Source organism: Roseibium marinum, assembly GCF_002906165.1.
Taxonomy (GTDB): domain Bacteria; phylum Pseudomonadota; class Alphaproteobacteria; order Rhizobiales; family Stappiaceae; genus Roseibium; species Roseibium marinum.
The window spans coordinates 362,020-388,355 of sequence record NZ_PPCN01000004.1; the positions used below are offsets into that span (position 1 = coordinate 362,020).

Sequence of the window (26,336 nt, forward strand, 5' to 3'; positions counted from 1 at the left end):
GAACGGGTCAATGGATCAGCTGGTAACGGAAAACACCGGTCTCTCGGTGGCGGGGCAAACGCTTTTCAATCACGACGAGACTTTTCACGAAATCGAGAAGCACATTACGGTTCCCGAAGAACTGCAGGACACCCCGATCTTCAAAAGCGGATTGGTGCTCGAGATACGCAATTTGGAAAACCCGATCGCCCGGCAAATTGTCGAGGCGATGAAGGCATCCTCCTCCGCTCACGCTTTCGCCTCGGTTCAAGACCTCAGGGACAACATCGCCTTTCGTCTCCATGCCATCGATGCGATGACATTCTGCAATACCGGCAAGTATGACATGGATTACTTCAATCCCTCGATCGATCTGCAGCCGCGTATTGGCAGTACCGATGCGTCGCGGCTCAGCAGGTTCTGGGCTTTTTTGCATCCCCATGCGCAGGACAACGCGGAATTCAGCCAGGTTCGGGGCACACTCGCCTCGGAAGCCATTGCGCCGATGGCCAACGCGACCTTTCCCTTCCGCGGAGAATGCGCCGGCGCGTTCCAGATGGCCGTCTATTTCGGCTTGCTGACGGGCCTGGGGCAGAAAAGATTTGACGCGATGGCGTCCGATTTCGGCACCATGTATATCGGTCCCTGGAGCCTGGTCAGAGGCACGCCAAATCCAGCGACCCTGTTCATGAAATCCGCTTCGCTGAAGGACCCGCCCATCCCCGGCGACTACATGTATTTCAAAAACAAGGATGACTATCTCACATGGGCGCCGGACGGATTCTGGACCGGCCTCAATGCGATGTATATGGGCAAGGACGAGATGGGAACCCGTCACTATTCCGGTATGGGTGCCTCCTGGCTTAGCGAGACAAACCTGAGGGCATCCCTGATTAACGCCTATTATCACGACTGCTTCCCGCATACGATTTCCAACCCTGTGAAGGAAGTGCGTTTCACGGAGCGAAATTTGTTGACCATCCCGGCCCAACTGCAGGCGGCATCCGTCCCCTCCACACCGGCGCGCGATGTTCAGCGCGGTCCCGCCTTCGACACGACCCGCCTGCGCAAGGCAGGATTTGCCATGGATGATGCCGGTATCTGGGTGCACCCGGGCACGACACTCGGGCAAATGTGCAAGGATCTGGAAATTTCACCGGACGACCTTCATCAGGTGGCAAGCGCCGGCATAAAAAATCCGCCCCATCGGTACACGCGCGACGGCATATCGGTCATAATTCACTATGCGGATCCGGCAACGGACCGCAGGGATACCGATGCGCCGGTCACCGCTCATGTCAACCCCAAGCAGGGTTCGTGAACCATGAGCATCTACCCGGAACGGACATCCCATGACCTTCATCTGAAACACGTGGTCAACAACGCGGTGGGTCCGTTCCCGGCCAATTGCGCGGGTTACATGAACCCGCCGGCGGCGGGATGGGGTTACATCGCCGCCCTGAAACTGTCCATCGGCACGGTCGCGGCGGACATGGACACGGGCCTTGACGGCATCGTGTCCTATGACCGGGCGGAGTGCGAGGACGCCTATATCGGCCAGATCAACATGCTCACCGCGTCCTCGTTTTGCGGCGTCAATGGCGCGGTCTGGGGATATGATCTGGCCCGGCACGACGACCTGGCCGCCGGTCTGGTCAAACCGCTGATGATGCTGCCCCGTCACGATGGCGTGGAAATTCCCGTCATGCCGATGGCTCCCCTGCTGGACGCGGCTTACCGGTTGTTCGGCTCGCGCAACCAGCGGCGGTTCCCGCCATTGCCGGGATCCATGGTGGTGTGCGCCAACAAATCCCGGACCATAAACCCGGAGCGGGAAACAACGGTCTGGTGCGCCCTTGCGATCGCCATCGCTCAGGACCGGCTCACGACCGCCAATCTTTTCATCGAAGACAGCTCGGACACGGAAACCACGGGCGAGGCTCCGCTTGTCGATATCGATCGCAACATCGCACGATCGATCCTGCTGTGCGGTGCAGATCAGGGCGTTGCCTACCAGCAGATTTTCATCGGCCACAAGGCCTTGAAAATCAAGAAAGGGACGGTCGGCTGTGCTTTGGCCTGCGTGCCGTATGTCACCCTGCCACACGACGCCATTCCCCGGAATATGCATCCGGAAGTGCTGGTGGACCTCACTCTCAGTCAATGGGAACAGGCCCTGGATCTCGATCCCATGGCGCCCTACCCCGGAAACTATCGCGGCTGAGTCATATCGCGCCCTACCGTCGAACCCCGGCCCGTCGCCCCCTGAACGCGACAGGAACCGATCATGAAATACTGCATGTGAGTCCCATCCACGTGAGCCCCATCGTTGACCGTTACACGCCGAACGGGATTTCAGGACGCTCATCCCGCCCTTTAAAAAGAAGTGGAATGCCCCGGTCAGGCTGTTTGCCAGGGAGCTTGGAAGTGGAAAAGAGCAACGGTCTCAAAGTGCCGCAGCCTCCCGCTCTCAGATGAACGCGGGAGGCTGCGGGAGATTTCTACCGCCAGATCGCGCCCTTGAACTGGCCCGTGGCGTCCTTCGGCGTGATACCGGAAAGATCGCAATGGTTGGCGTTGCCGGGAACGGCCGCCTGGATCAGCCGCGCGCTTTTGACCGGAGCGTTGATGGCACAATAGGCGTCAAAACGTGCGGGCAGACCCGCCAGCGTGTTTGCGAGATTGCCCCCGGGCCGGCAATTGACGCTTGCCCCGGTCATGCGGCCGCTCTGGTTGACTTCTTCGCCGCTGAAGTCGCATTGCTTCCCGGTCGACGTACCTGCCACGCCCCGGGGGCCTCCCAAGGTTACGCCGCGAATGACCACGCCAGAGGTCACCGGTTTCGTCCCGGCCTGGGCGGTGTCGTCCTGAGCGGCGGCAGGCAGGGCGACGGCGCAAGCCATGCCGAGAGCCAGCAGGCAGGCGAGCGATATTGATCTGGAAGTCATTGATATTCTCCTGTTCTTTAAAGTCGATCGGATGGATTTGCGGGCAAGCCTCGCTGACGGGAGGAAAAAGGGATCGAGCGGTCCCGGTCACCTGTCAGCGAAACTTGATGATGTAGTTGACGGCGACATTCTTCGGCCGTGTCTCGGGGGCGGTCCTTGCCGGAGAATCCGGTGAACCTGTCGGTTTGCTCGAAATAGACGTTCCCGCCGCACTGCCCTGCTGCGAGATGGCTGCCGGCTGGGTGATGTCATACGAGTGCGTGTGATCCTGCAGAGCATCGCACTGGAGAGAGCCGACGACATTCGCCACGTTGTTCCCGGTCGGGTCGAGACGATGTCCCGCGTCCGGGTCCATACCGGCTCCGGCATCGGCACCGCGCAGGAACAGGCCGCGGTAGTCCGGAAGGCGGAACTCCAGGTCCGCCCCGGAATTCTGCTTCCCGTAAAGCTCACCCAGGACAGCGTGGAGTTCCGGATAAGCGGCCGCATTAAGGTAACGACCGTCGCAAAGCATCCAGCCTTGCGATTCCACGTGACTTAGCGGCGAGTCGGCCAGCGTTCCTTGCGCCGCCCCCGTGCTGGCGCAGGGCGCGTTCGCCCAGGTCGTATTTGGAGACCCCGAGACCGGGTCGACCTGTCCTGCAAAAGGGCACACGGTGCCAACGGGCGGTCCAGAAAACATGGTTCATCCCCTTTCAATGTTACGTGTTGAGGAAGGGACCGGAGGCATTGTCTCAGACGCGTATGCGCTGCCGGGAGGTGCAGCCATCGGCAAGGCGCGCTCCGATCCCACCGGCGCCGCGCGGTTGGCGCGGAGCCGGATCTGGGCGATGGCCGATCAGGCCGGTGAAATGTCCCAGGTATTGTCAGCCTGGAGTACACAATTGAGATCGTAGACCGCGGGCGGGAACTTGGCTTCGGCGGTCTGGGCGATCGTATCGATATTCAGAACCGTGCCGATTTTCACGTTCGTTCCCGCGGCGAGCCAGTAGCTCGGGGTCGGCGTGAAAGTGTGCGTCAGATTGGTCCCGGCCTGAACACAGTAGGTACCGGTTCCCGACATGCCGATGCCGACGGAATACCGGTTGTTCGGAACGTCTGCGGCATCCTTGATGACCAGAGATCCGGTCGGAGGACCCTTGACCGGCGTGCTGAGTCCGGGCCCCGGTGTCAGCGAAAACTCGGTCGTGTTGTTTCCAGCGGGACTGCAGTCCACTTCGCCCGAAGCGTAGAAATCGACGCCCGGCATCAACTGGCCCGTATCGCTCCAGACGAAATTGTAGTCGATTTCCCAGGTGAACCTGATCCTGTTGCCGACCCGGATCTCATAAGGCGAACAGAACCAGGCCATCGAGAACACATCTGCAACCTGCTGCGGCATCTTCTGATAGACGTAAAAGGTCCAGGGCTGAGCGGCTTCGTTGATGAGCGTCATGGAATATTTGGTTCCCTGGGCTGCCACCGCTTCCTGAGATGCGAGCAGTTCATGGCTCAACGATTGCCTTGCATAACTGATTTCAAGTGTCATTTGACTTTCCTCTCGTGAAGGTTCGATCCCTCGGCCATCGGTGTGGCCTGTGGACCGCTTCAACGTAGTCGGGACCTTCAGATTTCAGTCAGTCAAAAATACGTAAATTATTGATTTCATGCGATAATTTTTTATCCAGATTTTTTACGGCCATCATTTATCCGTAAAATCCAGACATGTGACAGCAACCCGAAAAGCTGCGCGGGTTGTCGTCAGGTCCCGGGTTTCATTTCAAGAAGCAATCGGAGGATAAACAAAGCGGCGCCTTGCACGCGCCCGGGTACGCGTGCAAGGCGCGCTCCGGAACTATCTCCAATAAAGTATGCCATAGAATTACTGCATACATTATTTAAGAAGTATAATTTATGCATGACACGAGAGATGATTTAATAGTCTAGACGAATTGAATATTAGCAATGAAATACCATCATCGGAGGATTGCTATTTTTTACGTATTTTTTACTGACAGAAAACATTCGGCTCGCATACCCTGATGCCGCTGGAAGCCAGAGCCGAGAGCATCAAGACCTGCAACCGTCGTTGCATAGAGCCAAATGGAAAGGAAGTCTTATGGCCGTCATTCAACCGGGCATTTGCTCCTGCTTCATCCAGATCTGGGTGAATTCGAATGCACTTCTCAACAGCAAGGCCACGGGCATCTATCTCGTAGACAACACGCTTCACGACGGAGGATCGAACGAAGGCTCCGCAAATCTCCTTACCGTCGTAAACACAGGCACATATATCTGCTGGTCGCTGCTGAATATCGACCCGGTTTCCGGGATGCAACTGCGGATCCGGAGTTTCGGCGATGCCGGTATCTTCGGCGCCGGTGGAGCCCCGCAAATGGTCAATGCGACAACATGGACCGGACAGGCGCAGGCCGAGGGGACAGATCGTTACGCAATCAATTTCAGTGCGTTCAACTCCTGCTCTACACCCATTTTGACCAGAGTTACCCCGAGCCTGAAAGCCGGCTGATCGGACGACATGTCCAATGCCCCCAAGGAACCCACAATGACCACTCCCGAAATCGTGGCCGAAGTCTCACTTGTTCCATCGACAAAAATTCAACCGCAAACCAGCATCACTATTGCGGTGGACACTGCCTATGTCGCCGGGCAGCAGAGCGGTAATATCGTCCAGGGTATTTACATGATGGACAATCGTGTTGCCAACGGCACAACCGGCGAAGGGACACTTGAACTCAGCACCGTTTGCAACATCGGAGACCTTGTCGGTTTCAACGCGGTCCCCATTAACGCACTGGGCTCTTCTGAAGACGAAGTGGAGATCACGGCAATCAATGTCTCTTACGGCAGCGTTTTCAGCGCTGCCGGCATGCCGCGCCCGCAACCGGCTCTTCCCGGAGAACCCGCCGGGGCCTACTGGATCGGCCAGGCATTCAACAAGGGAACGCAGACCTATCAGATCCAGATCAAGGTGACCGTCGGCAAGCTCCAGCCGATTTCGTATTTCGTAAGCTGGAACCCGTTCATAACCTGCAAGTGATATTTCCCGGATGACCTGTCCGTCTCGGCGCAGCGCCACCTGTTGTTTCTATTCGTACTGCAACAGCTTTTCATTGACGGCATCGACGGCGCGCAGCCGCTCTCTGCCCTCGCGGCCGCTGAGCAAGGTGGCACGCACGACGATCTGGTGGCAAAGCGCCAGCACGGCGGCATGATTGAACTGCGGACCTTCCGAATGGGTGCGGCAATGGAAATGCCAGCGTGCGCTGGAATGGCGCGGCATGCTCTCGTCGGAGATCAGCGCAAGGTCACCGCCGGCTTCCGTCACCGCGTCCAGGAGGCGGCTGGTGCCCGCCATCCGGCGCCGGAGCACAATCGCGATCACCAGATCGCCCTTTTCGATCCGCGCCACATGCTCGCCGAGGGTCTCGCCGCCTTGCGGAAAGACCACCACCTCGGGAACGATTTTGGTGAGCTGCCAATAGAGATACTGCGCGAAGGAATGACTTATGCGCTGCCCGGCGATCCAGACCTTGCGTGTCGAAATCACGGCCCGCGAGAGCGCGTCGAGATCGGCCGCGCTGAGCTTGCTGAAGGTCCAGTCGAGATTGTCCTTGTCCTCGCGCATGTCCATGGCGAGCGCGGCGGCGTTCGCTTCCGGCTCGGCGTGGGCGAAGAACAGCCGTGATCCGGTCTCGCGTTCGTCGCGCACGGCCTTCTTCGCCTTGTCGTAGCTTTCAAAACCGATGCGCCGTACAAAGCGTGACACCGTAGCCTTGGAAACCTCGCACAGCCGTGCCAGCTCCTGGGCGTCATAGCTGCCGAGCTCCCCCGGAAAGTCGAGAAGGAATTCGGCAAGGCGCCGCTCCGCCGGACTGAGCACCGGCAGAACGCGTTGCACCCTGCCCAGGAACGGCTCGTCATCACTGTGATTTTGAAACTCTGATTTCATCTCTCCAATTAACGATTTCACTGATGAAATTGCAAGTCCTCTCCGATTATCGCTGCGGGAATTGGAATGTTCCCGCACCGCAATCCGCTGAACTCGACGATAAACACGGCATTTCCGGGACTTTTTCCGCCTAGGACTTCATCAGCCTGACCAAATATATTGCACTTGCCCGATTTGCCTGTTTTTCCGCTTGCGGCAAATATGAAACTGTAATTTCATTTTCTGGAAATTGAATTTCGTATTCGCCGTCCCGTATCCTTACCCAGGAGTTCCGCCATGCCTGCTACTTCCAGATTGACGATTGCCATCCTTGCCGCCGGCCTTGCCATGACCGGACCCGCGGCGTTTGCCGCTGATTATCCCGAACGTCCGGTGCGCATCCTCGTTTCGTTCCCGCCGGGTGGATCGAGCGATCTCGTCGCCCGTCTCCTGGCGGAAAAGCTGAGTGGCGAACTCGGCCAGCAGTTTGTCGTCGAGAACAAGCCGGGGGCCGCCGGCACGGTTGCCGCGACAGAGCTCAAGAATGCGGCCAATGACGGCTACACCTTGATGCTGTCCAACCTCACCCCGTTCAGCGTCGCGCCGACCCGGTTTCCCGACACGCCTTATGACCCGGTCGAGGATTTCACCCATATCGCCTATATCGGCGCGGTTCACCTGGGCATGTTCGCGTCACCCGAACTCGGTACTCCCGACATGGCAGCCTTCACGGAAAAGGCCAAAGCCGAGCCGGGCGTGCTGGACTTCGGCTCCTCCGGGGTCGGTTCCTGGGGCCATGTCTTCGCCGTCGCTTTCGCCAACGAGGCCGGCGTCGAACTGTCCCACATACCCTACAAGGGCTCCGGGCCCATGCGTCTCGACTTCCGTGCCGGCGTGATCCCTGTGATATTCGACGCCGTGCCGCAGAACCTGCCCAATGTCGCGGAAGGCAATGCCATCCCGCTCGCCGTCAGCGCCACGGAACGCCTCGCGACGCTGCCCGACACACCCACCTTTGTCGAACTCGGCTATGACATCGTCGCGGAAAACTGGCTGGGCATCTCGGCTCCCGCCGGCATCGACGCGAAGATAACCGGGACATTGCAGGAAGCCCTTGCAACCGCGCTGCAATCCGACGACGTCGTCAAACAGTTCGACACCTGGGGTATCGTCCGGTCGGACATGTCGAGTGAAGCCTTCGCCGATTATGTCGCGGCTTCTGCCGAAAGCTGGGCGCCGCTCGTCAAGCAGGCGAGTGAATGATGCGTATCCGCCCGCTTTCCCCCTCCGGGAAAGATCTGCCGGAAATCGCCGTCGTTGTCGTCGGCGAGGCAAATGACGACGGCTTCAACGCCAGCGGTCTGGCGGGTGCGCGGGCGGCGAAAGACGCCGGCATTGCCAGGATCAGCATCATCGACGGCCTTGCCTATGATGCGCGCGCCATTACCGAAAGCCTTCTGGCCGCCATGGCGGATTTTGACGGGCTGGTGTTCATTGGCGGCCAGGGGGACAGTGTGATGCCGCACATCGCCCGCGCCTTTGGCCGCAAGCGGTTTGCGATCGTTCAGGGCGAGAGCCGTTTGGCGAACCTCGCATGCTACGATGTTGCCCAGGAGCAATCGGCGTTTCTCGCCGGTTGCCTCGCCGCCTGGATGACACGCACCGGCACGGTCGGCCATTTGTCCGGCCACCGCGTGCGGCCGGGACTGAAGGCACGCGCCGCCTTTGTAGAGGGCGTGCGCCACGCGGCCCCGGACGTTGCGGTCCTGACCTCGTTCTGCGGTTCTCAGGACGACAACCAGGTGACCCGCCAATGGGCGGATGCGCAGATAGAAGCGGGAGCGGATATCATTTTCACGATGTTGAACGGCGCCCGCTCCGGAGCGATCGACGCCTGCCGCGCCGGGGAAGCCTGGCAGATCGGCAACGCGCTCGACTGGGTCGCGCTTCATCCGGACGTCTTCCTCGCCTCCGCGCTTGCCCGCATCGACCGGGGCGTCGAACGCGCGATTGCCGATGTCGCCGCAGGCAATATGCCTGTCGCCAGCGTCTCGCTTGGTCTGGCGGAGGGCGATTATGTCGGACTCAGTCTTGGCGGAGAAGTCCCCGATGACGTCGCAGAACGTCTTCAGCCGGTCGTTCGGGCCCTCAAGGGCGGTGATCTTGCGCTTGGCGGTGACTTCGACGGTCCGGAGTTCGTTCCCGGTGTGGCAGCGGAGGCAAGGGAATGCTCCTGAAACGGCTCAAGGAACAGTTCGGAACGCTTTTGCTTCTGGCCATCGGGCTGTTCTTCGTGATCGGCGCACTGTCGTTCCTGGATCCCGGCACGCCGCGGCGCATGGGACCGGGCGCCTTCCCGATGATCGCCGGCCTCGTCCTTGTCGCCCTTGCCTGTATCGCGCTCGTCAGGGATCTGCGGCAAGCAGCCGATTATACGCCTGCCGACTGGCGGTCCGTCGGCGCTGTCGCCGTGGCCGTCGCGCTGTTTGCCATCGTCACGCCTTCCTTTGGCGTCCTGCCGGCGGCGGGCGCATGCGCGTTCGCGGCAAGCTTTGCCGTCGGCCGTCTGTCGCACCAGCGGCGGGCCGCGCTCGTGGCAGGCGCCATTGCAGGTGTCTGGCTGATTTTCATTGTCGGGCTGAAACTGCCGCTCGAAGCGTTCAAGGGGTTCTGATCCGATGCTGGACAATCTCGCGCTCGGCTTTGCCACCGCCACCACGCTTCCGAACCTTCTCTACTGTTTTCTCGGTACATTTCTGGGAACGTTCATCGGCGTCCTGCCGGGGCTCGGCCCGCTTGCGGCGGTCGCCATGCTGCTGCCGGTGTCGTTCTATCTGCCGCCCGAGACCGCGCTGGTCATGCTGGCCGGAGTTTATTACGGCGCCGAATATGGCGGTTCCATCGCCTCGATCCTGCTCAACATTCCCGGAACGCCATCTTCGTCGATCACCTGCCTTGACGGCTATCCCATGGCCCGCCAAGGCCGCGCCGGCGTGGCGCTTTTGATGACCGCACTCGCCTCGTTCTTCGGCGGCGTGTTCGGAATTCTCGTGATGGCCGGGCTTGCGCCCGTGCTCGCGGAGTTCGCACTGCTGCTTCAGCCGGCGGATTATTTCGCCGTGATGCTGCTCGGACTGGTGGCCGCATCGGTGGTCAGCAATTCAGGCACCTTGCGTGGCGTCATGATGGTCTGCCTCGGAGTGCTTCTCGGCACGGTCGGCGTCGACGTCAACAGCGGCGTCACGCGCTTTACCGGCGGGGTTCAGGACCTGCGCGACGGCGTAGGCCTGGTGGTCGTCGCCATGGGTCTCTTCGGTGTCTCCGAGGCAATGACCTCGGCGCGCGGCGCGACCCCGTCCTACGCCACGGAAAAAGTCTCCTGGCGGCGTTTTCTGCCACAGGCGGACGAATGGCTGCGCGCGCTCGCACCGGCACTGCGCGGCAGCCTCATCGGCAGTTTCTTCGGAACGCTGCCCGGCACCGGCCAGACGGTCGCCTCGTCCATCGCCTATGCTCTCGAAAAGCGCGTCTCCCCCAATCGTGCCCAGTTCGGCAAGGGGGCGATAGAGGGCGTCGTGGTGCCTGAATCCGCCAACAACGCCGCCGCCCAGACCGCCTTCATCCCGACGTTGACGCTCGGCATCCCCGGCAGCACGACCATGGCGCTGATGATCGGTGCCCTGATGATCCACGGCGTTACCCCGGGCCCGCGGCTGATTTCCGAACACCCTGCCCTCTTCTGGGGCTTGATCGTCTCATTCCTGTTCGGCAATCTGTTTTTGCTCGTGCTCAACATTCCGCTGATCGGCATCTGGGTGCGGCTGTTGCAGATCCCGCATTATTTTCTCTATCCTGCGGTCGTCGTCCTCATCTCCATCGGTGTCTACAGTATCGATCACAACCTGTTCGACGTCTGGACGATGCTCGCCTTCGGCTTTCTCGGATATGTGCTGCGGCTCTATCGCTATGAACCCGCACCGCTTCTCATCGGCTTCATTCTCGGCCCGATGATGGAAGAATATCTCAGGCGCGCCATGCTGCTGTCGCGCGGAGACCCGATGGTCTTCTTCGAGCGGCCTGGCAGTGCGGTCCTGATCGGGATTTCGATTGTCCTTCTCGTCCTCACCGCCTTGCCACGACGCAAACAGAAAGCGTGATGCGCCGTTTTCAGGAGACTCCCGGAAACGTCTCCTGCGGGACAGGCCCCTCCGGCGGCGCATCTGTTTCGGGTCCGCCGGTTCCTTAACCGCCCTGGCTGCCGGATACGGCGCTGTCCACCTTCCCCAGACCGACCTGGCTTCGCATCAGGGCCATATAATCCTCCTCGGACGTCTCCCGCCGGGCCTCGACCCAGGGCCTGATCCCGTCGGTGGCGATATAGCGAAGCCGGTCGGTGCCGTCGGTGGCGGCGTTGAACGTGACATCGGCCACTTCCTCCGACGTGCCGCCACTGCGCCCGGAAGCAATTTTTCCAAAGACCTTTTGCGCCGAGGCGATCACCGGCTGGTAGTCCTCTATCCCGGAAAAAGCCGTAGCCTCTTCGGCGCCGCGCCGCATGAACCCCGTCGAGGTCACGCCGCCCGGCTCGATCAGCTTGACCGCGATTCCGAACGGGGCGACTTCGTGATGAAGCGACTCGGAAAATCCCTCGACCGCGAACTTGGAGGCCGCGTAAAGCGAAATGAACGGCAGGCCGAACACGCCCGCCCCGGAGGTGACGTTCAAAATGACACCGGACCGCCGCGCCCGGAAATGGGGAAGAAGCGCGCGCACCACATCCATCAGGCCAAACACATTCACCTCGAACTGCTCCAGCACCTTCTCGCGCGGGGTGGCCTCGAACGGGCCGTGTAGCCCGAACCCCGCATTGTTGACGACAGCATCGATCGCGTCGAAGCGTTCGATCCCCTCCGCAACCGCCGCTCCGATACTCTTGCGGTCCTGCACGTCCAGCTTCACGACATGCACGCCACCGGGAAACTCCGGCTTGCGGGCCGGATTGCGCATTGTGGCGACCACATTCCATCCGCCATCCGCGAAACGATGCACCATCGCCTCGCCGAAGCCGCTTGAACATCCGGTAATCAGAACTGTTTTCATCGTCTTGCATTCCTTTTTCAGTCGACAACCGCAAGATAGACATCCTAATTGACAAAATAATCAGGATAATATCGGACAACTTATTGAAGGATTTCGCACAATGGTCGATCTCTCCCTGGCTGACATCCGGGCCTTGTCCGAAGTCGCGTCCTGCCGGAATTTCCGGGAGGCCGCCAAGCGGCTCGACGTCTCCCCATCCGCGTTGAGCCATACGATCGCGAGCATCGAACGCCGGCTTGGCCTGCGCTTCTTCAACAGGACGACGCGCAGTGTGGCGCTGACGGAGGGTGGAGCCGCGTTTCTTCGCCGCGCCGCTCCCTCGATGCGCGACATCGAGGCGGCCATTCACGAGGCAAAGGGCTACGGGACGGAACCCGGCGGACTGCTGCGCATCAACGGGTCGGAGGGCGGGCTGGCGCTGCTTATACCGCTTATCTCCACTTTCCTGCGCGATTATCCCGATGTCGAGATGGACCTGGTGATTGACGGCGAGCTGTCCGACATCGTCGGCCTCGGCTTCGACGCCGGACTGCGCAGCGCGGAATATGTACCGCAGGACATGATCGCCATTCCCGTCGGACCCGATCAGCGCTTTGTCGTGGTCGGCTCCCCGGACTATTTCTCGTCCAATCCGCCGCCTGAAAACCCGGCGGACCTTGCACGCCACAACTGCGTGCGGGCGCGCCTGCCGAGCGGCCGTCTCATCAGGTGGGAGTTTGAAAGACTGGGCGAGAGCCTTGCCGTGCCTGTCACCGGCAACATGATCGCGGGCAGTCCGGATCTTTCACAGATAGCGGCCCGCAATTCGCTGGGCCTTGCCTATGTCTCGCAAAACGCCGCACGCGCCGATCTCACCGGGGGCCGTCTCGTTCAGGTTCTCGATGACTGGACACCGTCCTATCCGGGTCTGCGCCTCTATTACCCCCGGCACCGGTTGCCCTCGGCAACGCTGCGCGCCTTTGCGGCCCATGTCAGATCGGCCAACAGGAAGGGAGTGTAAATTTTCGGCAAACGCGGTCATATTCCGCCAGGTCTACTGGCGGCGCTTTCTGTTTCTGGGACTTCCGCTCCGGCCTGCCGGCCGGGGCCTTTTCTGGCCCGGATCATGACCCCGGTTTCATACCGGGACGGCAGATTTCATCTCGATTGGAAACTCACCGCACCAGAATGTTCCGGAACTGTCAGGGATCCCTGGTATCGATGTCTTCCTTGCAGAAGCCCGGGCAGCCCAGTCGGAGTAAGTGCCCTTGACCAGTCCGAGACAGGGACGCTGGATTTCCAGGCAGCGGCGAATTGTCAGACTGAGGCTGCTTGTTGTTGATTGCATCGTCCCGAAACCACTCACCCCCCTCCTCAAAACCGCCAAACCGCGCTGCAATTACAGCGCGGCCTGATCCTCCGGCGGAAACCGGGAGTGATATTCCGAAGCGTTGGCGGTTAGAGCCGGCTAATCCCTGGCGGGTCGCAGCCAGGCATTGGCGACGCTCTTGTAGTTCAGCTTCGGCACCTGCTGTTCGACCGGGTAGGTTCCCTCCTTGCCCCAAAACCAACCACCGTTATCCCACACCGGAAATATCGTCTTCGCCTCGCCGTTCTTCTGCGGGCGGCCCCAGGTCGCATCCGGTCCGAAGCGCGTGATGCCGAAGGTCAATTCTCCGCCCGTTTCCCAAACGCGTTCCTCGTTCAGGAAGATGCAGGCCCCGAGCATGTTGCCCCCCGAACTTCCGGGGCTGGATGCCTCGATCTGCTGGGTCATCCACTCAGCCTGTTTTTCCTCGCTGCCCGTCTGCTCGATATTGGACCCGAGCTCCGTGAACATCACGGGCGGAGCCGGAATATTGTTCTTTTTCCAATAAGCCGGCAGGCGGTTTTCAAGGTAGTCCTTGATGACAAAGCCTTCACGCTGAGGGTTTGTCGCAAACACCATTCTCGTTCGCCAAACTTTTTCAGCTATTGGATTCAGGCCCGAGCTGAGCTTCATTGCCAGAAACACATCCTTCATGTAGCCGGCACCTTCGATGTCGTCTTTCATGCCAAAGGATGTGCACACCATGATCGGAAGGCAAAATTTGTCTTCCAGGTTTTCTTCCCACTCGAGGATCCAGGATATCACCTGGGCCACATGTTCCGGTTTAGGATGTTCGACGAGCTCGTATTCATTAAAGATCTTGATCATGCCCGCGGCGGGGTGCGGAGGCCGCTGGCCGACCTCGCCCAAAATGGCCCGGATCAGTTTGTGCGCTTCCGCCATATCTCCGCTGGCCATCAGTCTCATGATATGATTGCTGATGGGAATGGTGACCTTCATTCCCAGATCATGACAAGCATCGAAAAAGGGTTTGTGAACCAGGAATTTTAGATCCTTGCCGTGTTGATCTCTTTGGATGATCGGTTCGGACCAGTCATAGCAATGGATGAAATTTACCCCGAGCTGGTCCTTGAACCGCTTGAGATCTCCACGTCCCTGCACGCCGGTTTCGTTGTCTTCCTCCGACCAGAGTTGCGTGAAGATATTGTTGTAGAAATCCGACCGGTGATAGATTGAATCGTATGGAGCACTTTTCTTGTAGTTGCTTGGCCCTGGGTGGTAGGCCATGCCCTGAATGTTGCTGACACCGAAATACTTGCAGCGTTCCAAAGCCGTCATCACCATGATGTTATCCCCTCTAGCAAAATGAAATCTCAGCGCATGTTGCGCCTGCGCAGAAGCTGCGAACACAAACAACCCAACAATTGCTAAATCACGAATCACAACCTCTAGCAATCACTCTATAGGTCGGCACTAATTCCAAAGTAATTTATATCGAGACTAAAATTATAACTTGTATATTTTTCAATTTTAACAAATTAAAATTGTCTAAATATATGTAATATTATCAAATAACATAACTTTGAAAGCAATTAATCTTACTATATTATATATATTTAAATATATTAGTTATAATAAGTTAGTATATCTAAATTTATACATAAAATTGGATATATTCGATAAAATCAACTTCATAAAACCAAGGGAGGTTATTTACAGGTCAGGATCGGATTGTCACAGCCGGAGAGTGATCCATGACCTCAACCAGCCCGATCCGGCCGCTAGCAGAAAGAATGGCAAAAGACGGCTTGGTCGCTCTCCACCCATTCTCCTCGCCCGCCCCTGACGAAAACGCCGCCGGAACCTTCCAGCGGCGTTTCTGCCAAATCAGATGAGATCACTTGGTTCCCATCAGCCCCCTCACCGCACCAGAATGTTCCGGAACTGCCAGGGATCCCTGGTGTCGATGTCTTCCTTGTAGAAGCCGGGACGGCCTTCCAGCGGGGTCCAGTCGGTGTAGATGCCCTTGACCGGCCCGAGATAGGGCCGTTGGATTTCCAGGCAGCGGCGATAGTCCATCTCGTCGGTCTCCACGATGCCCGCTTCCGGGTTTTCCAGAGCCCAGACCATGCCGGCGATGACGGCGGAAGTCACCTGAAGGCCGGTGGCGTTCTGGTAGGGGGCGAGCTTGCGGGCTTCCGCCACCGAAAGCTGGGAGCCGTACCAGTAGGCGTTTTTCTTGTGGCCGTAGAGCAGCACACCCAGTTCGTCGGTGCCGTCCTGGAGTTCGTTCTCCTCCAGAACATGCAGCTTGTCCTGCACCTTGCCGGCGGAGCCGAAGAGTTCGTGCAGGGACAGCACCGCCACATTGGCCGGGTGATAGGCATAATGGCATGTCGGCCGGTAGGTGACCTTCTTGCCGTCATCGACCGTGAAATAGTCGGCGATGGAAATCGCCTCGTTGTGGGTCACCAGGAAACCGTACTGGGCGCCCGGTGTCGGGCACCAGGTTCTGACGCGGGTGTTGGCGCCGGGCTGCTCCAGATAGATAGCCGCCTTGCAGCCCTTCTTTTGTTGCCGGGCGTTGGCCGGTTTCCATTTTTCGTGGGTGCCCCAGCCAAGTTCGGCCGGCTGGAAACCTTCTGACAAAAAACCTTCCACGGACCAGGTGTTCCAGAATTCGCCCGCCGGTTTCGGTTCCTTGGCAAGCTGGGTGTCGCGCTCGGCAATGTGGATGCCCTTGACCCCGGCCTTCTTCATCAGCCTGGCCCAGTCCTTCCGGGACTTCGGTTCCTTGAACTTCACCCCGGTATCGGTGGCGATGTCGACCAGCGCCTGCTTGACGAACCAGGACACCATGCCCGGATTGGCGCCGCAGCAGGAGACCGCCGTCGTGCCGCCCGGCTTTCTCTTCTTTTCCCTGCGCACGGTTTCGCGCAGCGCGTAGTTGGTGCGGTCTGCGGCCGATGCCTTGTCGTCGAAATAAAAGCCCGGCCACGGCTCGATTACCGTGTCGATATAAAGAACGCCGAGCTTGCGGCAGAGTTTCATCAGCTCGAGCGACGACGTATCGACGGACAGGTTGACGACAAAGCCCTGGCCTTCGCCTTCGGTGAGAAGCGGCGTCAGCACATCCTTGTAGTTCTCGGGCGTCAGAGCGACTTTCTCAAACCTGTAGCCCCGGTCCGTCACCAGCTTGGCGTCCGTATCGACCGGGTCGATCACGGTAAAGCGGCTCTTGTCGAAATTGAAATGGCGCTCGATCAGCGGCAGCGTGCCCTTGCCGATGGAACCGAGCCCGATCATCACCACAGGGCCGGATATCGTGCCATGGACCTGCGAGGCCTTGGAAGAAGCCGGGGCGGTTGCGTCAAGCCCAGCCTTCGGAGCGGCGGCTTTCTTTACGGCCACTGTTGGGGTGACGGTTTTTTTCGCGGGTACCGGTTTTGCGGCGGCTTTAGGAGCCTTCGTCTGGGAAGGCTGGGCTTTGGTGGATTGAACCTTTGGAGAGGCAGCTTTTTTGGCGGCAGCCCGTTTGACCGCAGCCTTGGGTGCCGGTTTTGCAGGAGCCGGCTTTACCGCTGCGGGCTTGCCGGCAGCCACGGCAGCAGGCTTAACAGCGGCAGGTTTGCTCGCGCCCGATTTGATCGCCCCGGATTTTCTTGCAGCCGGTTTGGTCGCAGACGTTTTGCTTCCAGCCGACTTGCTCGCAGCCGGCTTTGCCGCAGCAGCTTTTGCTGTGGCCGGCTTGGCTGCGGGCTTTCTTCCAGCGGGCTTGGCCACCACCGCTTTCGTCGCGCTTTTCGTCGCAGCTTCTGCGGGTTTTGCGGAAGTCGATCTGGAGGTTGCCGGCTTGGTAGCCGCAGGTTTTGCTGCCGTCTTGCCAGCCGGTTTGCGAGTTGGTTTGGGGATCGTCGTTTTCGCCGGTTGTTTCGGCGCGCCGCCGTTGGTGTCGTCGGTCATGTTGTTCTCTCCGATCAATTCCTGTTCCACCGCCAGACACCTTAAACACGGGTCCGGTCCGGTAGGAATATTTGCCTGTATAAAAAGTGCACTTATTGCGCCTGAAGACAGGTTTGACTGCTTTTCACGGGAATTTCAAGCCTGGCGTCATTGTTCCCGGAAGCTTTCGGTTTTCCCCGACAAGCGCTTCCTTCAATCTGCGACGCGTCAGGTCCGATAAATCCACCGCAGCCGCCCCGGCCTGGAGCCGGGGCCTCGCGACAGGTTCCGGCTCAAGGCCGGGACAGCACGGTGCTGGAAAGGTCTCAGGCTGCTTTCGGCATGGAAAAGCCGTTCGAAAGCGGCGCGGCGGAGACTGCCGGGTCAAGACTGCCCGCAGCCGCCAGCAGGCCGCCGAGGCCGGTGAGATGGCCGGCGGCCATTTCAAGTCCAAGGAACCGGTCCTGATCGACCGGTCCCGGAAGCGCGACGTCATCCAGCAGGCCCGCGGCGAAGCCGAAGCGGGCGTAATAGGGCAGATCGCCGACCAGGATCACCGATCCGTGGCCGTGCATAGCCGCCTGGTTGAGCGCATGGCGCATCAGCCGGTCGCCAACCTTGTTGCCCCGGCACTCGGGGTCGACGGCCAGTGGTCCGAGCAGCAGGCTTTGAAACCCGCCGCAGTCCGCCACGGACCACAGACGCACCGTCCCGACCAGTTTGCCTGATTCGTCCAAAGCCACAAAAGCGAATACAGGCAGACGGCCCTCGCGCAGGCGTTCCGAGGTTTTGGCAAAGCGCGCCTCGCCGAAGCTGAGGTCGAGCAAAGCCTCACGGGCGCCGGTATGGACCGGCGCCTCCTCCACAATATCGATCATGGCCGACGCCTCAGATAACGAAAGATGCCAGCGGCGCGAAGCCGTTGAAGCCGACCGTCGAATAGGTGGTGGTGTAGGCCCCGCAGGCCTCGATCAGCACCTTGTCGCCGATCGACAGGCTGACCGGCAGTTCGTACGGCGTCTTTTCGTAAAGAACGTCGACACTGTCGCAGGTCGGCCCGGCCAGGACACAGGGAGCGGTCCGGTCGCCGTCGCGCGGGGTGCGGATCGGATACCGGATCGCCTCGTCCATTGTTTCGGCAAGGCCCTGGAACTTGCCGATGTCCAGATAGACCCAGCGGATTTCGTCTTCGGCGGATTTCCTGGAAATCAGCACCACTTCGGCTTCGATGATGCCGGCATTGCCGACCATGCCGCGGCCGGGCTCGATGATCGTGGATGGCAGACGGTTACCGAAATGCTTGGTGAGCGCGTGGAAAATGGCTTCGCCGTAGCTCGGCACGCCCGGAACGTCCTTCAGATAGCGTGTCGGGAAGCCGCCACCCATGTTGACCATTTTCAGATCGATGCCACGCAGCGCCATTTCCTGAAAGACGCCTGCCGCCATGGAAAGAGCAAAATCCCAGGCTTCCAGGTTGGCCTGCTGCGAGCCGACGTGGAAAGAGACCCCATAGGCGGTCAGACCGAGACGGTGGGCGTGCTCCAGGACGTTGGGCGCCATTTCAGGAGCGCATCCGAACTTGCGGGACAGCGGCCATTCGGCGCCGGCGCCGTCGCACAGGACACGGCAGTAGACTTTCGAGTCCGGGGCGACGCGGGCGATCTTCTCGACTTCCTCGACACAGTCCACCGCGAAGAGACGGACGCCGTGCTGATAGGCCCGCGCGATGTCCTTTTCCTTCTTGATGGTGTTGCCGTAGGAAATGCGTTCGGCGGCAGCGCCTGTGGCCAGCACCATTTCGATTTCGCCGACGGAGGCGCAATCGAAGGAGGAGCCGAGGTTTTCCAGCAGCGAGAGGATCTCCGGAGCCGGGTTGGCCTTCACCGCGTAATAGACGGACGTGTCCGGCAGCGATTTTGCAAAGGCTTCGAAATTGTCGCGCACGATGTCGAGGTCGACAACAACACACGGGCTGTCGTCTTCGCGGCGGCGCAGGAATTCGCGGATACGATCGGTCATCGGGATATCCCTTTTCTCAAATCAGTCCGCAGTCGCGCGTTGGCTCGGGTGGGCGCGCTGCAGGTTCTCGTCGCAGGTGCCGCAATACGCACCGGGCCTCCCCCGGGATGGAACCGGAGGCCGGGTTGACTGCGGCGACGGTTCGGCAAAGCGGCTGATGATCAGCGAGCGCGATGCTTTCCCGCGTCGGGAATGTCGTTGATTGGATCGGGAGAACCGAACCGCACGTCGGACAATGATGTAACAAGTGCCTCTTCAGTGACGCCGGAGGTTGGAGACCCCGGCAGAGACCAAAAAAGCCCTCTTACGTCGTTGCTTTAAGCCGTCCGGATGATACTGCCCCGCCCCTTGGCGGATTGTCTGGCAGCGGTCCCTTAAGAAGCGTTTCATCAACACTCCATGGACGACCACGGGCACGTGCGAATTTGGGCGAGGCGTATATGCGACGGTTTGCGGTTCGATGCAAGCGGAAATTTTCGCATGGCTGCCCCCAAGATATCGCGGGGCCTCTCGGAAATAAATCCGAGGTTACGGTTGGTTCCCGCAGCCCGTTGCGGCACGGCGGGCCCTGATGTATCAAACCTACAGGCACCGCCCTGACACTTTTGCATCGGTCATCCGTTGATCCGGCCGGCTCTGGCTGGCCGCCCGGCACCGACCGGGAGCGATGCATTTCGCTTCAAAGAGCTCAAAAGGACAAGGCATGCCTTCAGACAATCCAACCAGCCAGCGGCTTGGCCGCATTGCCGCGACCCTGGGGGTCACGGACATCGACCGCTCCTTGCGGATCTTTCAATCTGTCTTCGGTCTCGAAAAGGTTTTCGAGAACGGCGATCCCGTCGGCTTCATGATCCTGAAGAAGGACGACGCGGAACTTCACCTGACCTTGCAGAAGGCCTACAGGGCGCCGGCCTTCAATCAAGCGCATATGCTTGTCGGCGATGCGGATGCGGCCTTGAGAGCCTGTGAGCGGCACAAATTGAGAATCATCCGGCACATTCAGGACAAGGACTATGGACTTCGCGCATTCGTCTTTGCCGATCCTGACGGAAATCGTATCGATGTCGGGCAGGTCATATGATCCGCCCGAAAAGGACAATCTGCATTGATACACGCTGAGCTTGCATGACCGGCACAGCGGGGGCAGATTTGTCACGCAGAAAACTCACAGTCGTCTGGCAGGTGCACCCCGCACCTGCCTTTCGACTTGCAGACCGGGAGATTTTTCAATGGCAACCACACCGCCTGTTTGCGATTTCGGATGGAAGGCGCCCGATTTCACCCTGCCCGCCACCGACGGCGACACTTACGCCCTGGATGACCTGAAGGGCGACAACGGCCTGCTGGTGATGTTCATCTGCAATCATTGCCCCTACGTTCTTGCCGTGCTCGACAGGATCATCCGTGACGCGGCCGATCTGAAGGCCCTCGGCATCGGCGTCGCGGCCATCTGCTCGAACGATCCGCAAGCCTATCCGGCGGACAATTTCGACAACATGCGCAAGTTGGCGGAAGAGAAAGCTTTCCCGTTCCCTTATCTGCATGATGCCGGTCAGAGCGTCGCCAAAGCCTATGATGCCGTCTGCACGCCAGACTTCTTCGGCTTCAACCGCGGCCTGGGTCTGCAATATCGCGGACGCATCGATGCCACGCGCCCGAACGCGAAGGCACCGGGCTCCCGCCGCGAACTCTTCGAGGCGATGAAGCAGGTCGCCGAGACCGGTCATGGCCCCGCCGAGCAGATCCCGTCGATGGGTTGCTCCATCAAGTGGAAGGCTGCGTGATGCGGATCGGCAAACTCGACCACGTCAACCTGCGCACGACGCGGCTCGACGACATGATCGCCTGGTATGCGGACGTTCTGGGGATGAGGGCCGGTCCACGGCCCGATTTCCCCTTCCCCGGCGCCTGGCTTTATGCCGGCGACGCGGCCGCGGTCCATCTTGTGGGTATCGAAGGCGCTGAAGCCGCGGGGTCGGAGGAGCAACTCAAGCTGGAGCATTTCGCCTTCACGGCCTCGGGCGCGGAAGACTTTGAAGCCCTGCTGAAGCAACGCGGCGAAAAGTACCGCCGTTCGGTGCAGACCGGCACCGGCACCATCGCGTTCAACGTCTGGGACCCGGACGGCAACCACATTCACGTGGATTTTCCGCCCGGCGAATGATGACGTATCAGACGTGAAGCGATAACTGCTTCTCTCACCAATGTCTCCGCTTGCACCCGTCTCCCCCTCTTGCGGGTGAGACGGGTGCAAGCGGCGGCGCCAACCTTGTCATTGCCTCAAAAGGCTTCATGCCTGATCCTGCTTTCGGGCACTCCCGCGGCTTCCAGTTCCGATTTCACTTTCGCCAGAAAGGCCGCGGGACCGCACAGGTAATAGCGGGTCTCCGGCCTCTGCGTGAGAGCGGCCAGAAATGCGCCCGTGATGTGACCCTGAGTGTCAAAGTCCCTGCCCGGAACGTCCGAAGCCAGCGGCCGGCTGTAGAATGTGTGCGTCCGGATATCGGACCTGCCCTCCACCAGCGATGTGACTTCGTTCCGCAACGGGTGATGCTCGCCGTTGCGGGCGCCATGCACGAACCAGACCAGGCGCCGACCGCCATCAAGCGTGACGGAATGCAGCATGCTCAGCATCGGTGTGAGACCGATCCCCGCGCTGACCAGCACCAGCGGGTCCGCATCGTCGGGCAACACGAAATCCCCGGCCGGATTCCCGCTTTCCAGCACGGCGCCGACCTCCAGGACGTCATGCAGAAAAGTCGATACCAGTCCGCCGGTCTCACGCTTGACAGAAATCCGGTAGCGCTGATCGAAGGGTGAGCCGGACAGGGAATAGGTCCTTTGAACCGTGCCGCTCAGGCCTGGAATTTTCAGTTCGACCGGCAGGTGCTGCCCCGCCTTGAAAGCCGGAAGAGCCCCCCTGTCGCGCGCCTCGAAAATGAAGGAGGTCACGTCGGCGCTCTCGCGTTTCTTTTCGACCAGCCGCAGCGAGCGGGCGGACGCAGCATCCTCCTGCCATCGCAATTGCAGGGCGGAGCCGAGCTCGACGATTTCTTCGATTTCGAACGTGACGAGCTGCTGCGCACCCGGAAACTTCCGCAATTCGCCCGGGTCCCGCCCGATCCTGGCCCGGCCGGTAAGCTGCAACAGGCTGCCGGTGGAAAAATCGACGAACAGCAGTCCGGCACGTGGATCAAGCGCGATGTTGCCCAGCGTGTTGTAATACCTGTTACCGGCATAATCCGGGAACCGGATCGTCCTGCCGTCCAGTAATTCGACAAAACCGCTTTCGCCGCCCCGATGCGAAACGTCCATGCCATAGGCCGGGTTGTCGTCTTCGCCGCGATACCCGCTGGCGATGAAAAACGTATCGGCGCACCCGATCCAGGACATCTGTGACGCCGTCAGCCGCTTGCGGCGTACGGCTGTCGCATCCGGCTCCTCCGGGACCCGCCACCAGTTCCGTTCGCGTATGTATTGCGGGCAATTACCGAAAGACTGGTCGATCGCGACTGCAATCGCCCCCTCGCCCGCTGACCGGATGCGGCCATTCGCCCGGTTCCGGCGCCGGGTGGCAAGCTCGATGCCGAGAATGCCGATATCGGCACCTTCCACCAGAGCAGTATCCAGCGCATCCCCCCTGACAGGTCCGCCGCCGATATGAAGGAGCGTGTCTTCCGGCGAGGAAACGAACTCTTCTTCTCCCTCCAGCAGCGTCGCCCAGGGACGCCCCATGGCGTCACGCGCCGAGACGATCAGGAACGGCAGACCTGCAAAGAACTCCCGGTGCTGGTCCGGCATGAAACCGCGGATCGCCTCGCGCGCCCAGATCGCGACGCCATGCGCGCCCATCTGTTCCTGGAGGACCTGTTCACCCTCGTGAAAGGGCGAAGCAGGCAAATTGCCGGTGTCTTCGAATATGGTCACGGTCATGGCAACAGCTCCGGTAGTAGCAATCGGAAGGATGCGTTTCCAAAGAGGTGCCTTCCCGGCAGCTTGGCCGGGAAGGCGACAGACGCCGCTCAAGCGGCAAGGCCTGCCTTTGTCGCCGGCATTGCCACGAAACCCGGCAGGGCTTCGACACGCGCCAGAAACGCCCGGATATTCGGATAGGGCTCCAGGGAAACATTCCCCTCCGGCGCGTGGGCGGTGTAGCTGTAGATCGCCACGTCGGCGATCGTGACGCGGTCACCGACTAGCCAGTCCCGGCTCCTCAGATGACCTTCCAGCAGATCGAATGCGTAAGTTGCGGTGGCTTTTGCCCGCTCCGCATCGAGCTGCGCTCCGAAAACGGTCACCAGGCGCGCGGCGGCCGGGCCGTTGGCGATTTCATTGGCGGCCAGCGACAGGAACCTTTGAACCTGCGCTTGCGCCAGAGCATCGGCCGGCAGCCAGTCCGGGGCGTATTTGCGCGCCAGATACACCAGAATGGCATTTGAATCGGCGATCACGACGCCACCGTCCTCGATGACCGGTACCTTGCCGGCCGGGTTGAGCGTCAGGAAAGGCTCTTTCTTGTGTTCCCCCGTAGCCAGATCGACAAGGACAAGCTCGTGATTGATGCCCGTGAGGCTGGCGAAAAGTTCGATCCGGTGGCAGTGACCGGAGAGCGGGAAGCTATGGATGCGGATGGCTTGAGACATGGCGGTTTCCTCGTGGACCCAGATTTTCGAACGGGCGCCGGATCCCTCGATCGTGCCCGCTGACTGCAATATGCCCTCGCATCGAAATGGATATAATCTCCTGATTTATTCAAAAATTATGTACATTACATGGATAATAATATCGAGATATCAGTGCGGAAGTGAGCCCGATGGACAAGATTGAAACCATGCGCGCCTTCGTGGCGGTTGCTCAGGAACACTCCTTCACGGCGGCCGGGCGGCGGCTCGGGGTGTCGACAAAACTGGTCAGCAAATATGTCCAGCAGCTCGAAGGCACGCTCCAGACCCAGCTCTTCAACCGCACGACCCGCAGTGTTTCGCTGACGGATGTCGGTTCCGCCTATCTGGAGCGCTGCCGTCCGATCCTGGAACAGCTGGACGAACTGGAATCCCTGGTGCGCGAGCGCCAGGGTGCGCTTGCGGGACAGATCCGGCTCACCGCACCCACGGGCTTCGGCAGCACACGGCTGCCCTCAGCGCTCCTGCCTTTTCTGAAACGGCATCCGGATGTCGAAGTCGACATGAAGCTCACCGACAACCGGATCGCCATCGTCGAGGAAGGTTTCGACCTGGCCATCCGCATCGGATCCTTGAGAGATTCCACGCTGATCGCACGCAAGCTCGTGGATATGCCGCTCGTCGTGTGCGCCGCGCCCGAGTATCTGAACGCACACGGACGTCCGCAGGACCCAGGCGCGCTCGCCACCCATGTGTGCCTCGTCGACAACAACCAGGTCGAGCTCAATGTCTGGCGGCTGCGCGCAGGCGGCCGCGAGCATGTGATCCGCCCGAGCGGCGCCGTGCAGGCAAATTCTCCCGGCGCTCTTGCCCGGCTGGCGAAAGGCGGGCTCGGAATTACAAGGGCGCCGCTTTATGCCGTGGAGGCGGCGCTCGAGAACGGTAAACTGGAGAGAGTGCTCCCGGATTACGAAACCGATGTCTTCGGCGTCTACGCGCTCTATCCGCCCAACCGCCACCTGACCCGCCGGGTTCGCGCGCTGATCGATCATCTGGCTGAAGAATTCAGCCGGTAGCGCCGGGAACTGACGAAATCGAGCTGCTGGGCAGATCGCGCACGCACCCGGCATTTCATTCTCCGGTGGTTTCAATAGACTTCCCATTGAATGGATGCCACCGGTTGGGGCAAGAACACAGGTTGAAAATACCTCCGTATAAACTATAAATTGAACTATTATGGATTTTTATTTTTTAATCTGAGATTGTGGATTTAGCGACCATGGCCAACGTTACAAATCAGAGTCCAAATGGCTCCGGAAAATCTCGAACACCATCTGAAAACCAGAGCATGCTGGAGCAATTCAGGCAAAACCTGAGAGTTATTCTCGACGTTTCGAATATTCAGCCGAATGGGTTGCCGGAGCAGCTTTACACATACAAGGATGCCGTTGCGGACCTGCTCGGCAAAACGGATTTCGGCTGGAACGATGCATACGAGGCTGAAAAACGCCTGGCGCATATTCGGCCGGCGGCTTCCCTGCGGTTCGAGTTGGACACCCAGATCGCTTCCCTGCAAAAGGTAGCACCGGAAAGTTTCAAGTTGTTCACACAGATGAAGACCAAACTGGCGGAGGACTTCAAAGACGCCAAAGTCGAATGGGAAGCGCCTTCCGCGTGGTCCGCACCTTATGTCGTCGCTCTCAGAAACCTACTGGAACGGGTTCTGAACGAGGTGCACTGGAAGTACGCACAGCGTTACCATAGCCGCAAGATCAAGGAGCGCTATACCACGAATGTATCCAAAATCAGCGGCGCTCTGCTCGGCGCGTTTTTGTTCGTAATTTATGTAGTTGCGCAGCACGGCATTGCATTTACGTCATATGCCGGGCTCGAAACAGCATTTACCGCGGGACTGCTCGGAGCAAGTTTCAGCATTCTGACCGGAACGCATAATTACACGGCCGGTACGTCGATAGAGGATATGCTCAGGGAAACCGGTTTTCCATCCACGCTGGTCAGGATCATCGTTGGAGGTATCGCGGCGGTCATGCTTTACTTCTTCTTTGAAACTTCTCTTCTCGACGGTGCCATCATTCCTGAGCTTTCAAAGGTCGGTTTCACCAAGACGAGTTTTTTCGACCAACCACTGAATCCGGATACCAGCGCCAAACAATGGCTCGTTCCGAATTCCGACCTGTGCAAGCTGTTGGTCTGGAGCTTTACCGCAGGCTTCTCGGAAAAACTTGTCCCCTCCGTTCTCGGTCAGGTCAGGCCTGCTGAAAAGAAAGGCTGACGTCTTTGCTTTGTGACCTGCCCTGCAGGTTTGGGCTTGCTGCCCTAAACAAATAAAAAGGAGCCGCTTTCGCGGCCCCAGACCGCTGACAAACCTGTCGATTTCGGCGGGTTTGTTTTTTTGATGGTTTTATATCGGGATTTCGGGCGTTTTTTTGTTTCCGGTGTATTGGCCTTGTCGGCCTCAAGCTTGC

26 protein-coding genes are annotated in these 26,336 nt (G+C 59.6%); 15 read left to right on the forward strand and 11 right to left on the reverse strand.

The annotated features are described in order from the left end of the window. The first annotated feature begins 10 nt into the window (after positions 1 to 10). Positions 11 to 1,300, forward strand: coding sequence for a hypothetical protein (locus CLV41_RS12600; protein ID WP_103222736.1), 1,290 nt, complete (start codon positions 11 to 13; stop codon positions 1,298 to 1,300). Between the two features lie 3 nt (positions 1,301 to 1,303). Beyond that, positions 1,304 to 2,203, forward strand: a complete 900-nt coding sequence (locus tag CLV41_RS12605; protein WP_103222737.1) for a histidine decarboxylase, pyruvoyl type — start codon at positions 1,304 to 1,306, stop codon at positions 2,201 to 2,203. Between the two features lie 277 nt (positions 2,204 to 2,480). Here the strand turns inward: CLV41_RS12605 and CLV41_RS12610 are convergent, their stop codons facing one another. From CLV41_RS12610 to CLV41_RS12620, 3 genes are all read right to left on the reverse strand, one after another. Beyond that, positions 2,481 to 2,927, reverse strand: a complete 447-nt coding sequence (locus tag CLV41_RS12610; protein ID WP_235867121.1) for a protein rhiC — start codon at positions 2,925 to 2,927, stop codon at positions 2,481 to 2,483. A 94-nt stretch (positions 2,928 to 3,021) separates the two neighbouring features. Further along, entirely contained in the window at positions 3,022 to 3,609 is a 588-nt protein-coding gene (locus CLV41_RS12615) for a phage tail protein (protein WP_103222738.1), read from the reverse strand. Positions 3,610 to 3,765: 156 nt separating this feature from the next. Further along, positions 3,766 to 4,455 (reverse strand): protein rhiA, encoded by a 690-nt coding sequence (locus CLV41_RS12620; RefSeq protein WP_103222739.1) that lies wholly within the window; start codon positions 4,453 to 4,455, stop codon positions 3,766 to 3,768. 570 nt (positions 4,456 to 5,025) lie between these two features. On the opposite strand from CLV41_RS12620, the gene CLV41_RS12625 reads away from it, so the two are divergent. Beyond that, positions 5,026 to 5,436: a hypothetical protein gene (locus CLV41_RS12625; RefSeq protein WP_103222740.1), complete on the forward strand. Its 411-nt coding sequence runs from the start codon at positions 5,026 to 5,028 to the stop codon at positions 5,434 to 5,436. 36 nt (positions 5,437 to 5,472) lie between these two features. After that, complete coding sequence (locus CLV41_RS12630; RefSeq protein WP_103222794.1) at positions 5,473 to 5,967, forward strand: hypothetical protein; 495 nt, start codon at positions 5,473 to 5,475, stop codon at positions 5,965 to 5,967. 48 nt (positions 5,968 to 6,015) lie between these two features. On the opposite strand, the gene CLV41_RS12635 is transcribed toward CLV41_RS12630, so the two are convergent. Next, entirely contained in the window at positions 6,016 to 6,879 is an 864-nt protein-coding gene (locus CLV41_RS12635; RefSeq protein ID WP_103222741.1) for a MurR/RpiR family transcriptional regulator, read from the reverse strand. Positions 6,880 to 7,155: 276 nt separating this feature from the next. Here CLV41_RS12635 and CLV41_RS12640 point away from each other — a divergent pair, with 276 nt between their 5' ends. The 4 genes from CLV41_RS12640 to CLV41_RS12655 are packed head-to-tail and all read left to right on the forward strand — an operon-like array spanning position 7,156 to position 11,015. Further along, positions 7,156 to 8,121: a Bug family tripartite tricarboxylate transporter substrate binding protein gene (locus CLV41_RS12640; RefSeq protein ID WP_103222742.1), complete on the forward strand. Its 966-nt coding sequence runs from the start codon at positions 7,156 to 7,158 to the stop codon at positions 8,119 to 8,121. Then, the gene (locus CLV41_RS12645) at positions 8,118 to 9,095 is read left to right on the forward strand and encodes a BMP family protein (protein ID WP_103222743.1); all 978 of its coding nucleotides are present in this window, start codon (positions 8,118 to 8,120) and stop codon (positions 9,093 to 9,095) included. The genes CLV41_RS12640 and CLV41_RS12645 overlap by 4 nt, the downstream gene beginning before the upstream one ends. After that, positions 9,086 to 9,532, forward strand: coding sequence for a tripartite tricarboxylate transporter TctB family protein (locus CLV41_RS12650; RefSeq protein ID WP_103222744.1), 447 nt, complete (start codon positions 9,086 to 9,088; stop codon positions 9,530 to 9,532). Before CLV41_RS12645 ends, CLV41_RS12650 begins: the two co-directional genes overlap by 10 nt. Before the next feature lie 4 nt (positions 9,533 to 9,536). Continuing rightward, positions 9,537 to 11,015: a tripartite tricarboxylate transporter permease gene (locus tag CLV41_RS12655; RefSeq protein ID WP_103222745.1), complete on the forward strand. Its 1,479-nt coding sequence runs from the start codon at positions 9,537 to 9,539 to the stop codon at positions 11,013 to 11,015. An 85-nt stretch (positions 11,016 to 11,100) separates the two neighbouring features. Here the strand turns inward: CLV41_RS12655 and CLV41_RS12660 are convergent, their stop codons facing one another. Next, the gene (locus CLV41_RS12660; RefSeq protein WP_103222746.1) at positions 11,101 to 11,958 is read right to left on the reverse strand and encodes an SDR family oxidoreductase; all 858 of its coding nucleotides are present in this window, start codon (positions 11,956 to 11,958) and stop codon (positions 11,101 to 11,103) included. Between the two features lie 100 nt (positions 11,959 to 12,058). On the opposite strand from CLV41_RS12660, the gene CLV41_RS12665 reads away from it, so the two are divergent. Then, positions 12,059 to 12,958, forward strand: a complete 900-nt coding sequence (locus tag CLV41_RS12665; RefSeq protein ID WP_103222747.1) for a LysR family transcriptional regulator — start codon at positions 12,059 to 12,061, stop codon at positions 12,956 to 12,958. Between the two features lie 447 nt (positions 12,959 to 13,405). Here CLV41_RS12665 and CLV41_RS12670 read toward each other — a convergent pair whose 3' ends face one another. Together CLV41_RS12670 and CLV41_RS12675 are read right to left on the reverse strand one after the other, a co-directional pair. Continuing rightward, the gene (locus tag CLV41_RS12670) at positions 13,406 to 14,611 is read right to left on the reverse strand and encodes a hypothetical protein (protein WP_103222748.1); all 1,206 of its coding nucleotides are present in this window, start codon (positions 14,609 to 14,611) and stop codon (positions 13,406 to 13,408) included. A gap of 576 nt (positions 14,612 to 15,187) precedes the next feature. After that, positions 15,188 to 16,573 (reverse strand): homospermidine synthase, encoded by a 1,386-nt coding sequence (locus tag CLV41_RS12675; protein ID WP_103222795.1) that lies wholly within the window; start codon positions 16,571 to 16,573, stop codon positions 15,188 to 15,190. A gap of 214 nt (positions 16,574 to 16,787) precedes the next feature. On the opposite strand from CLV41_RS12675, the gene CLV41_RS27540 reads away from it, so the two are divergent. After that, complete coding sequence (locus CLV41_RS27540; protein WP_146048561.1) at positions 16,788 to 17,450, forward strand: hypothetical protein; 663 nt, start codon at positions 16,788 to 16,790, stop codon at positions 17,448 to 17,450. A gap of 85 nt (positions 17,451 to 17,535) precedes the next feature. Here CLV41_RS27540 and CLV41_RS12685 read toward each other — a convergent pair whose 3' ends face one another. After that, positions 17,536 to 18,087, reverse strand: coding sequence for a GNAT family N-acetyltransferase (locus CLV41_RS12685; RefSeq protein ID WP_103222750.1), 552 nt, complete (start codon positions 18,085 to 18,087; stop codon positions 17,536 to 17,538). A 10-nt stretch (positions 18,088 to 18,097) separates the two neighbouring features. Next, positions 18,098 to 19,228, reverse strand: a complete 1,131-nt coding sequence (locus CLV41_RS12690) for a type III PLP-dependent enzyme (protein WP_103222751.1) — start codon at positions 19,226 to 19,228, stop codon at positions 18,098 to 18,100. 703 nt (positions 19,229 to 19,931) lie between these two features. Here CLV41_RS12690 and CLV41_RS12695 point away from each other — a divergent pair. The 3 genes from CLV41_RS12695 (at position 19,932) to CLV41_RS12705 (ending at position 21,392) form a co-directional block, all read left to right on the forward strand. Then, on the forward strand, positions 19,932 to 20,309 hold the full coding sequence (locus CLV41_RS12695; RefSeq protein ID WP_103222752.1) for a VOC family protein: 378 nt from the start codon (positions 19,932 to 19,934) through the stop codon (positions 20,307 to 20,309). Between the two features lie 148 nt (positions 20,310 to 20,457). Beyond that, positions 20,458 to 21,012: a thioredoxin family protein gene (locus CLV41_RS12700; protein ID WP_103222753.1), complete on the forward strand. Its 555-nt coding sequence runs from the start codon at positions 20,458 to 20,460 to the stop codon at positions 21,010 to 21,012. Continuing rightward, positions 21,012 to 21,392 (forward strand): VOC family protein, encoded by a 381-nt coding sequence (locus tag CLV41_RS12705; protein WP_103222754.1) that lies wholly within the window; start codon positions 21,012 to 21,014, stop codon positions 21,390 to 21,392. The genes CLV41_RS12700 and CLV41_RS12705 overlap by 1 nt, the downstream gene beginning before the upstream one ends. Before the next feature lie 116 nt (positions 21,393 to 21,508). Here CLV41_RS12705 and CLV41_RS12710 read toward each other — a convergent pair whose 3' ends face one another. Both CLV41_RS12710 and CLV41_RS12715 read right to left on the reverse strand, forming a co-directional pair. Beyond that, entirely contained in the window at positions 21,509 to 23,161 is a 1,653-nt protein-coding gene (locus CLV41_RS12710; RefSeq protein WP_103222755.1) for a pyridoxamine 5'-phosphate oxidase family protein, read from the reverse strand. A gap of 89 nt (positions 23,162 to 23,250) precedes the next feature. After that, entirely contained in the window at positions 23,251 to 23,871 is a 621-nt protein-coding gene (locus tag CLV41_RS12715) for a glutathione S-transferase family protein (RefSeq protein WP_103222796.1), read from the reverse strand. A gap of 170 nt (positions 23,872 to 24,041) precedes the next feature. On the opposite strand from CLV41_RS12715, the gene CLV41_RS12720 reads away from it, so the two are divergent. After that, entirely contained in the window at positions 24,042 to 24,926 is an 885-nt protein-coding gene (locus tag CLV41_RS12720; protein WP_103222756.1) for a LysR family transcriptional regulator, read from the forward strand. 203 nt (positions 24,927 to 25,129) lie between these two features. Next, entirely contained in the window at positions 25,130 to 26,143 is a 1,014-nt protein-coding gene (locus tag CLV41_RS12725) for a hypothetical protein (RefSeq protein WP_146048562.1), read from the forward strand. Positions 26,144 to 26,336: the final 193 nt, after the last annotated feature.

Bases quoted from the DNA above. Each gene is read 5' to 3' on its own strand.
- CLV41_RS12600 (WP_103222736.1), top strand. From the start codon at position 11: ATGGATCAGCTGGTAACGGAAAACACCGGTCTCTCGGTGGCGGGGCAA.
- CLV41_RS12605 (WP_103222737.1), top strand. From the start codon at position 1,304: ATGAGCATCTACCCGGAACGGACATCCCATGACCTTCATCTGAAACAC.
- CLV41_RS12610 (WP_235867121.1), bottom strand. From the start codon at position 2,927: ATGACTTCCAGATCAATATCGCTCGCCTGCCTGCTGGCTCTCGGCATG.
- CLV41_RS12615 (WP_103222738.1), bottom strand. From the start codon at position 3,609: ATGTTTTCTGGACCGCCCGTTGGCACCGTGTGCCCTTTTGCAGGACAG.
- CLV41_RS12620 (WP_103222739.1), bottom strand. From the start codon at position 4,455: ATGACACTTGAAATCAGTTATGCAAGGCAATCGTTGAGCCATGAACTG.
- CLV41_RS12625 (WP_103222740.1), top strand. From the start codon at position 5,026: ATGGCCGTCATTCAACCGGGCATTTGCTCCTGCTTCATCCAGATCTGG.
- CLV41_RS12630 (WP_103222794.1), top strand. From the start codon at position 5,473: ATGACCACTCCCGAAATCGTGGCCGAAGTCTCACTTGTTCCATCGACA.
- CLV41_RS12635 (WP_103222741.1), bottom strand. From the start codon at position 6,879: ATGAAATCAGAGTTTCAAAATCACAGTGATGACGAGCCGTTCCTGGGC.
- CLV41_RS12640 (WP_103222742.1), top strand. From the start codon at position 7,156: ATGCCTGCTACTTCCAGATTGACGATTGCCATCCTTGCCGCCGGCCTT.
- CLV41_RS12645 (WP_103222743.1), top strand. From the start codon at position 8,118: ATGATGCGTATCCGCCCGCTTTCCCCCTCCGGGAAAGATCTGCCGGAA.
- CLV41_RS12650 (WP_103222744.1), top strand. From the start codon at position 9,086: ATGCTCCTGAAACGGCTCAAGGAACAGTTCGGAACGCTTTTGCTTCTG.
- CLV41_RS12655 (WP_103222745.1), top strand. From the start codon at position 9,537: ATGCTGGACAATCTCGCGCTCGGCTTTGCCACCGCCACCACGCTTCCG.
- CLV41_RS12660 (WP_103222746.1), bottom strand. From the start codon at position 11,958: ATGAAAACAGTTCTGATTACCGGATGTTCAAGCGGCTTCGGCGAGGCG.
- CLV41_RS12665 (WP_103222747.1), top strand. From the start codon at position 12,059: ATGGTCGATCTCTCCCTGGCTGACATCCGGGCCTTGTCCGAAGTCGCG.
- CLV41_RS12670 (WP_103222748.1), bottom strand. From the start codon at position 14,611: ATGGTGATGACGGCTTTGGAACGCTGCAAGTATTTCGGTGTCAGCAAC.
- CLV41_RS12675 (WP_103222795.1), bottom strand. From the start codon at position 16,573: ATGATCGGGCTCGGTTCCATCGGCAAGGGCACGCTGCCGCTGATCGAG.
- CLV41_RS12685 (WP_103222750.1), bottom strand. From the start codon at position 18,087: ATGATCGATATTGTGGAGGAGGCGCCGGTCCATACCGGCGCCCGTGAG.
- CLV41_RS12690 (WP_103222751.1), bottom strand. From the start codon at position 19,228: ATGACCGATCGTATCCGCGAATTCCTGCGCCGCCGCGAAGACGACAGC.
- CLV41_RS12695 (WP_103222752.1), top strand. From the start codon at position 19,932: ATGCCTTCAGACAATCCAACCAGCCAGCGGCTTGGCCGCATTGCCGCG.
- CLV41_RS12700 (WP_103222753.1), top strand. From the start codon at position 20,458: ATGGCAACCACACCGCCTGTTTGCGATTTCGGATGGAAGGCGCCCGAT.
- CLV41_RS12705 (WP_103222754.1), top strand. From the start codon at position 21,012: ATGCGGATCGGCAAACTCGACCACGTCAACCTGCGCACGACGCGGCTC.
- CLV41_RS12710 (WP_103222755.1), bottom strand. From the start codon at position 23,161: ATGACCGTGACCATATTCGAAGACACCGGCAATTTGCCTGCTTCGCCC.
- CLV41_RS12715 (WP_103222796.1), bottom strand. From the start codon at position 23,871: ATGTCTCAAGCCATCCGCATCCATAGCTTCCCGCTCTCCGGTCACTGC.
- CLV41_RS12720 (WP_103222756.1), top strand. From the start codon at position 24,042: ATGGACAAGATTGAAACCATGCGCGCCTTCGTGGCGGTTGCTCAGGAA.
- CLV41_RS12725 (WP_146048562.1), top strand. From the start codon at position 25,130: ATGGCCAACGTTACAAATCAGAGTCCAAATGGCTCCGGAAAATCTCGA.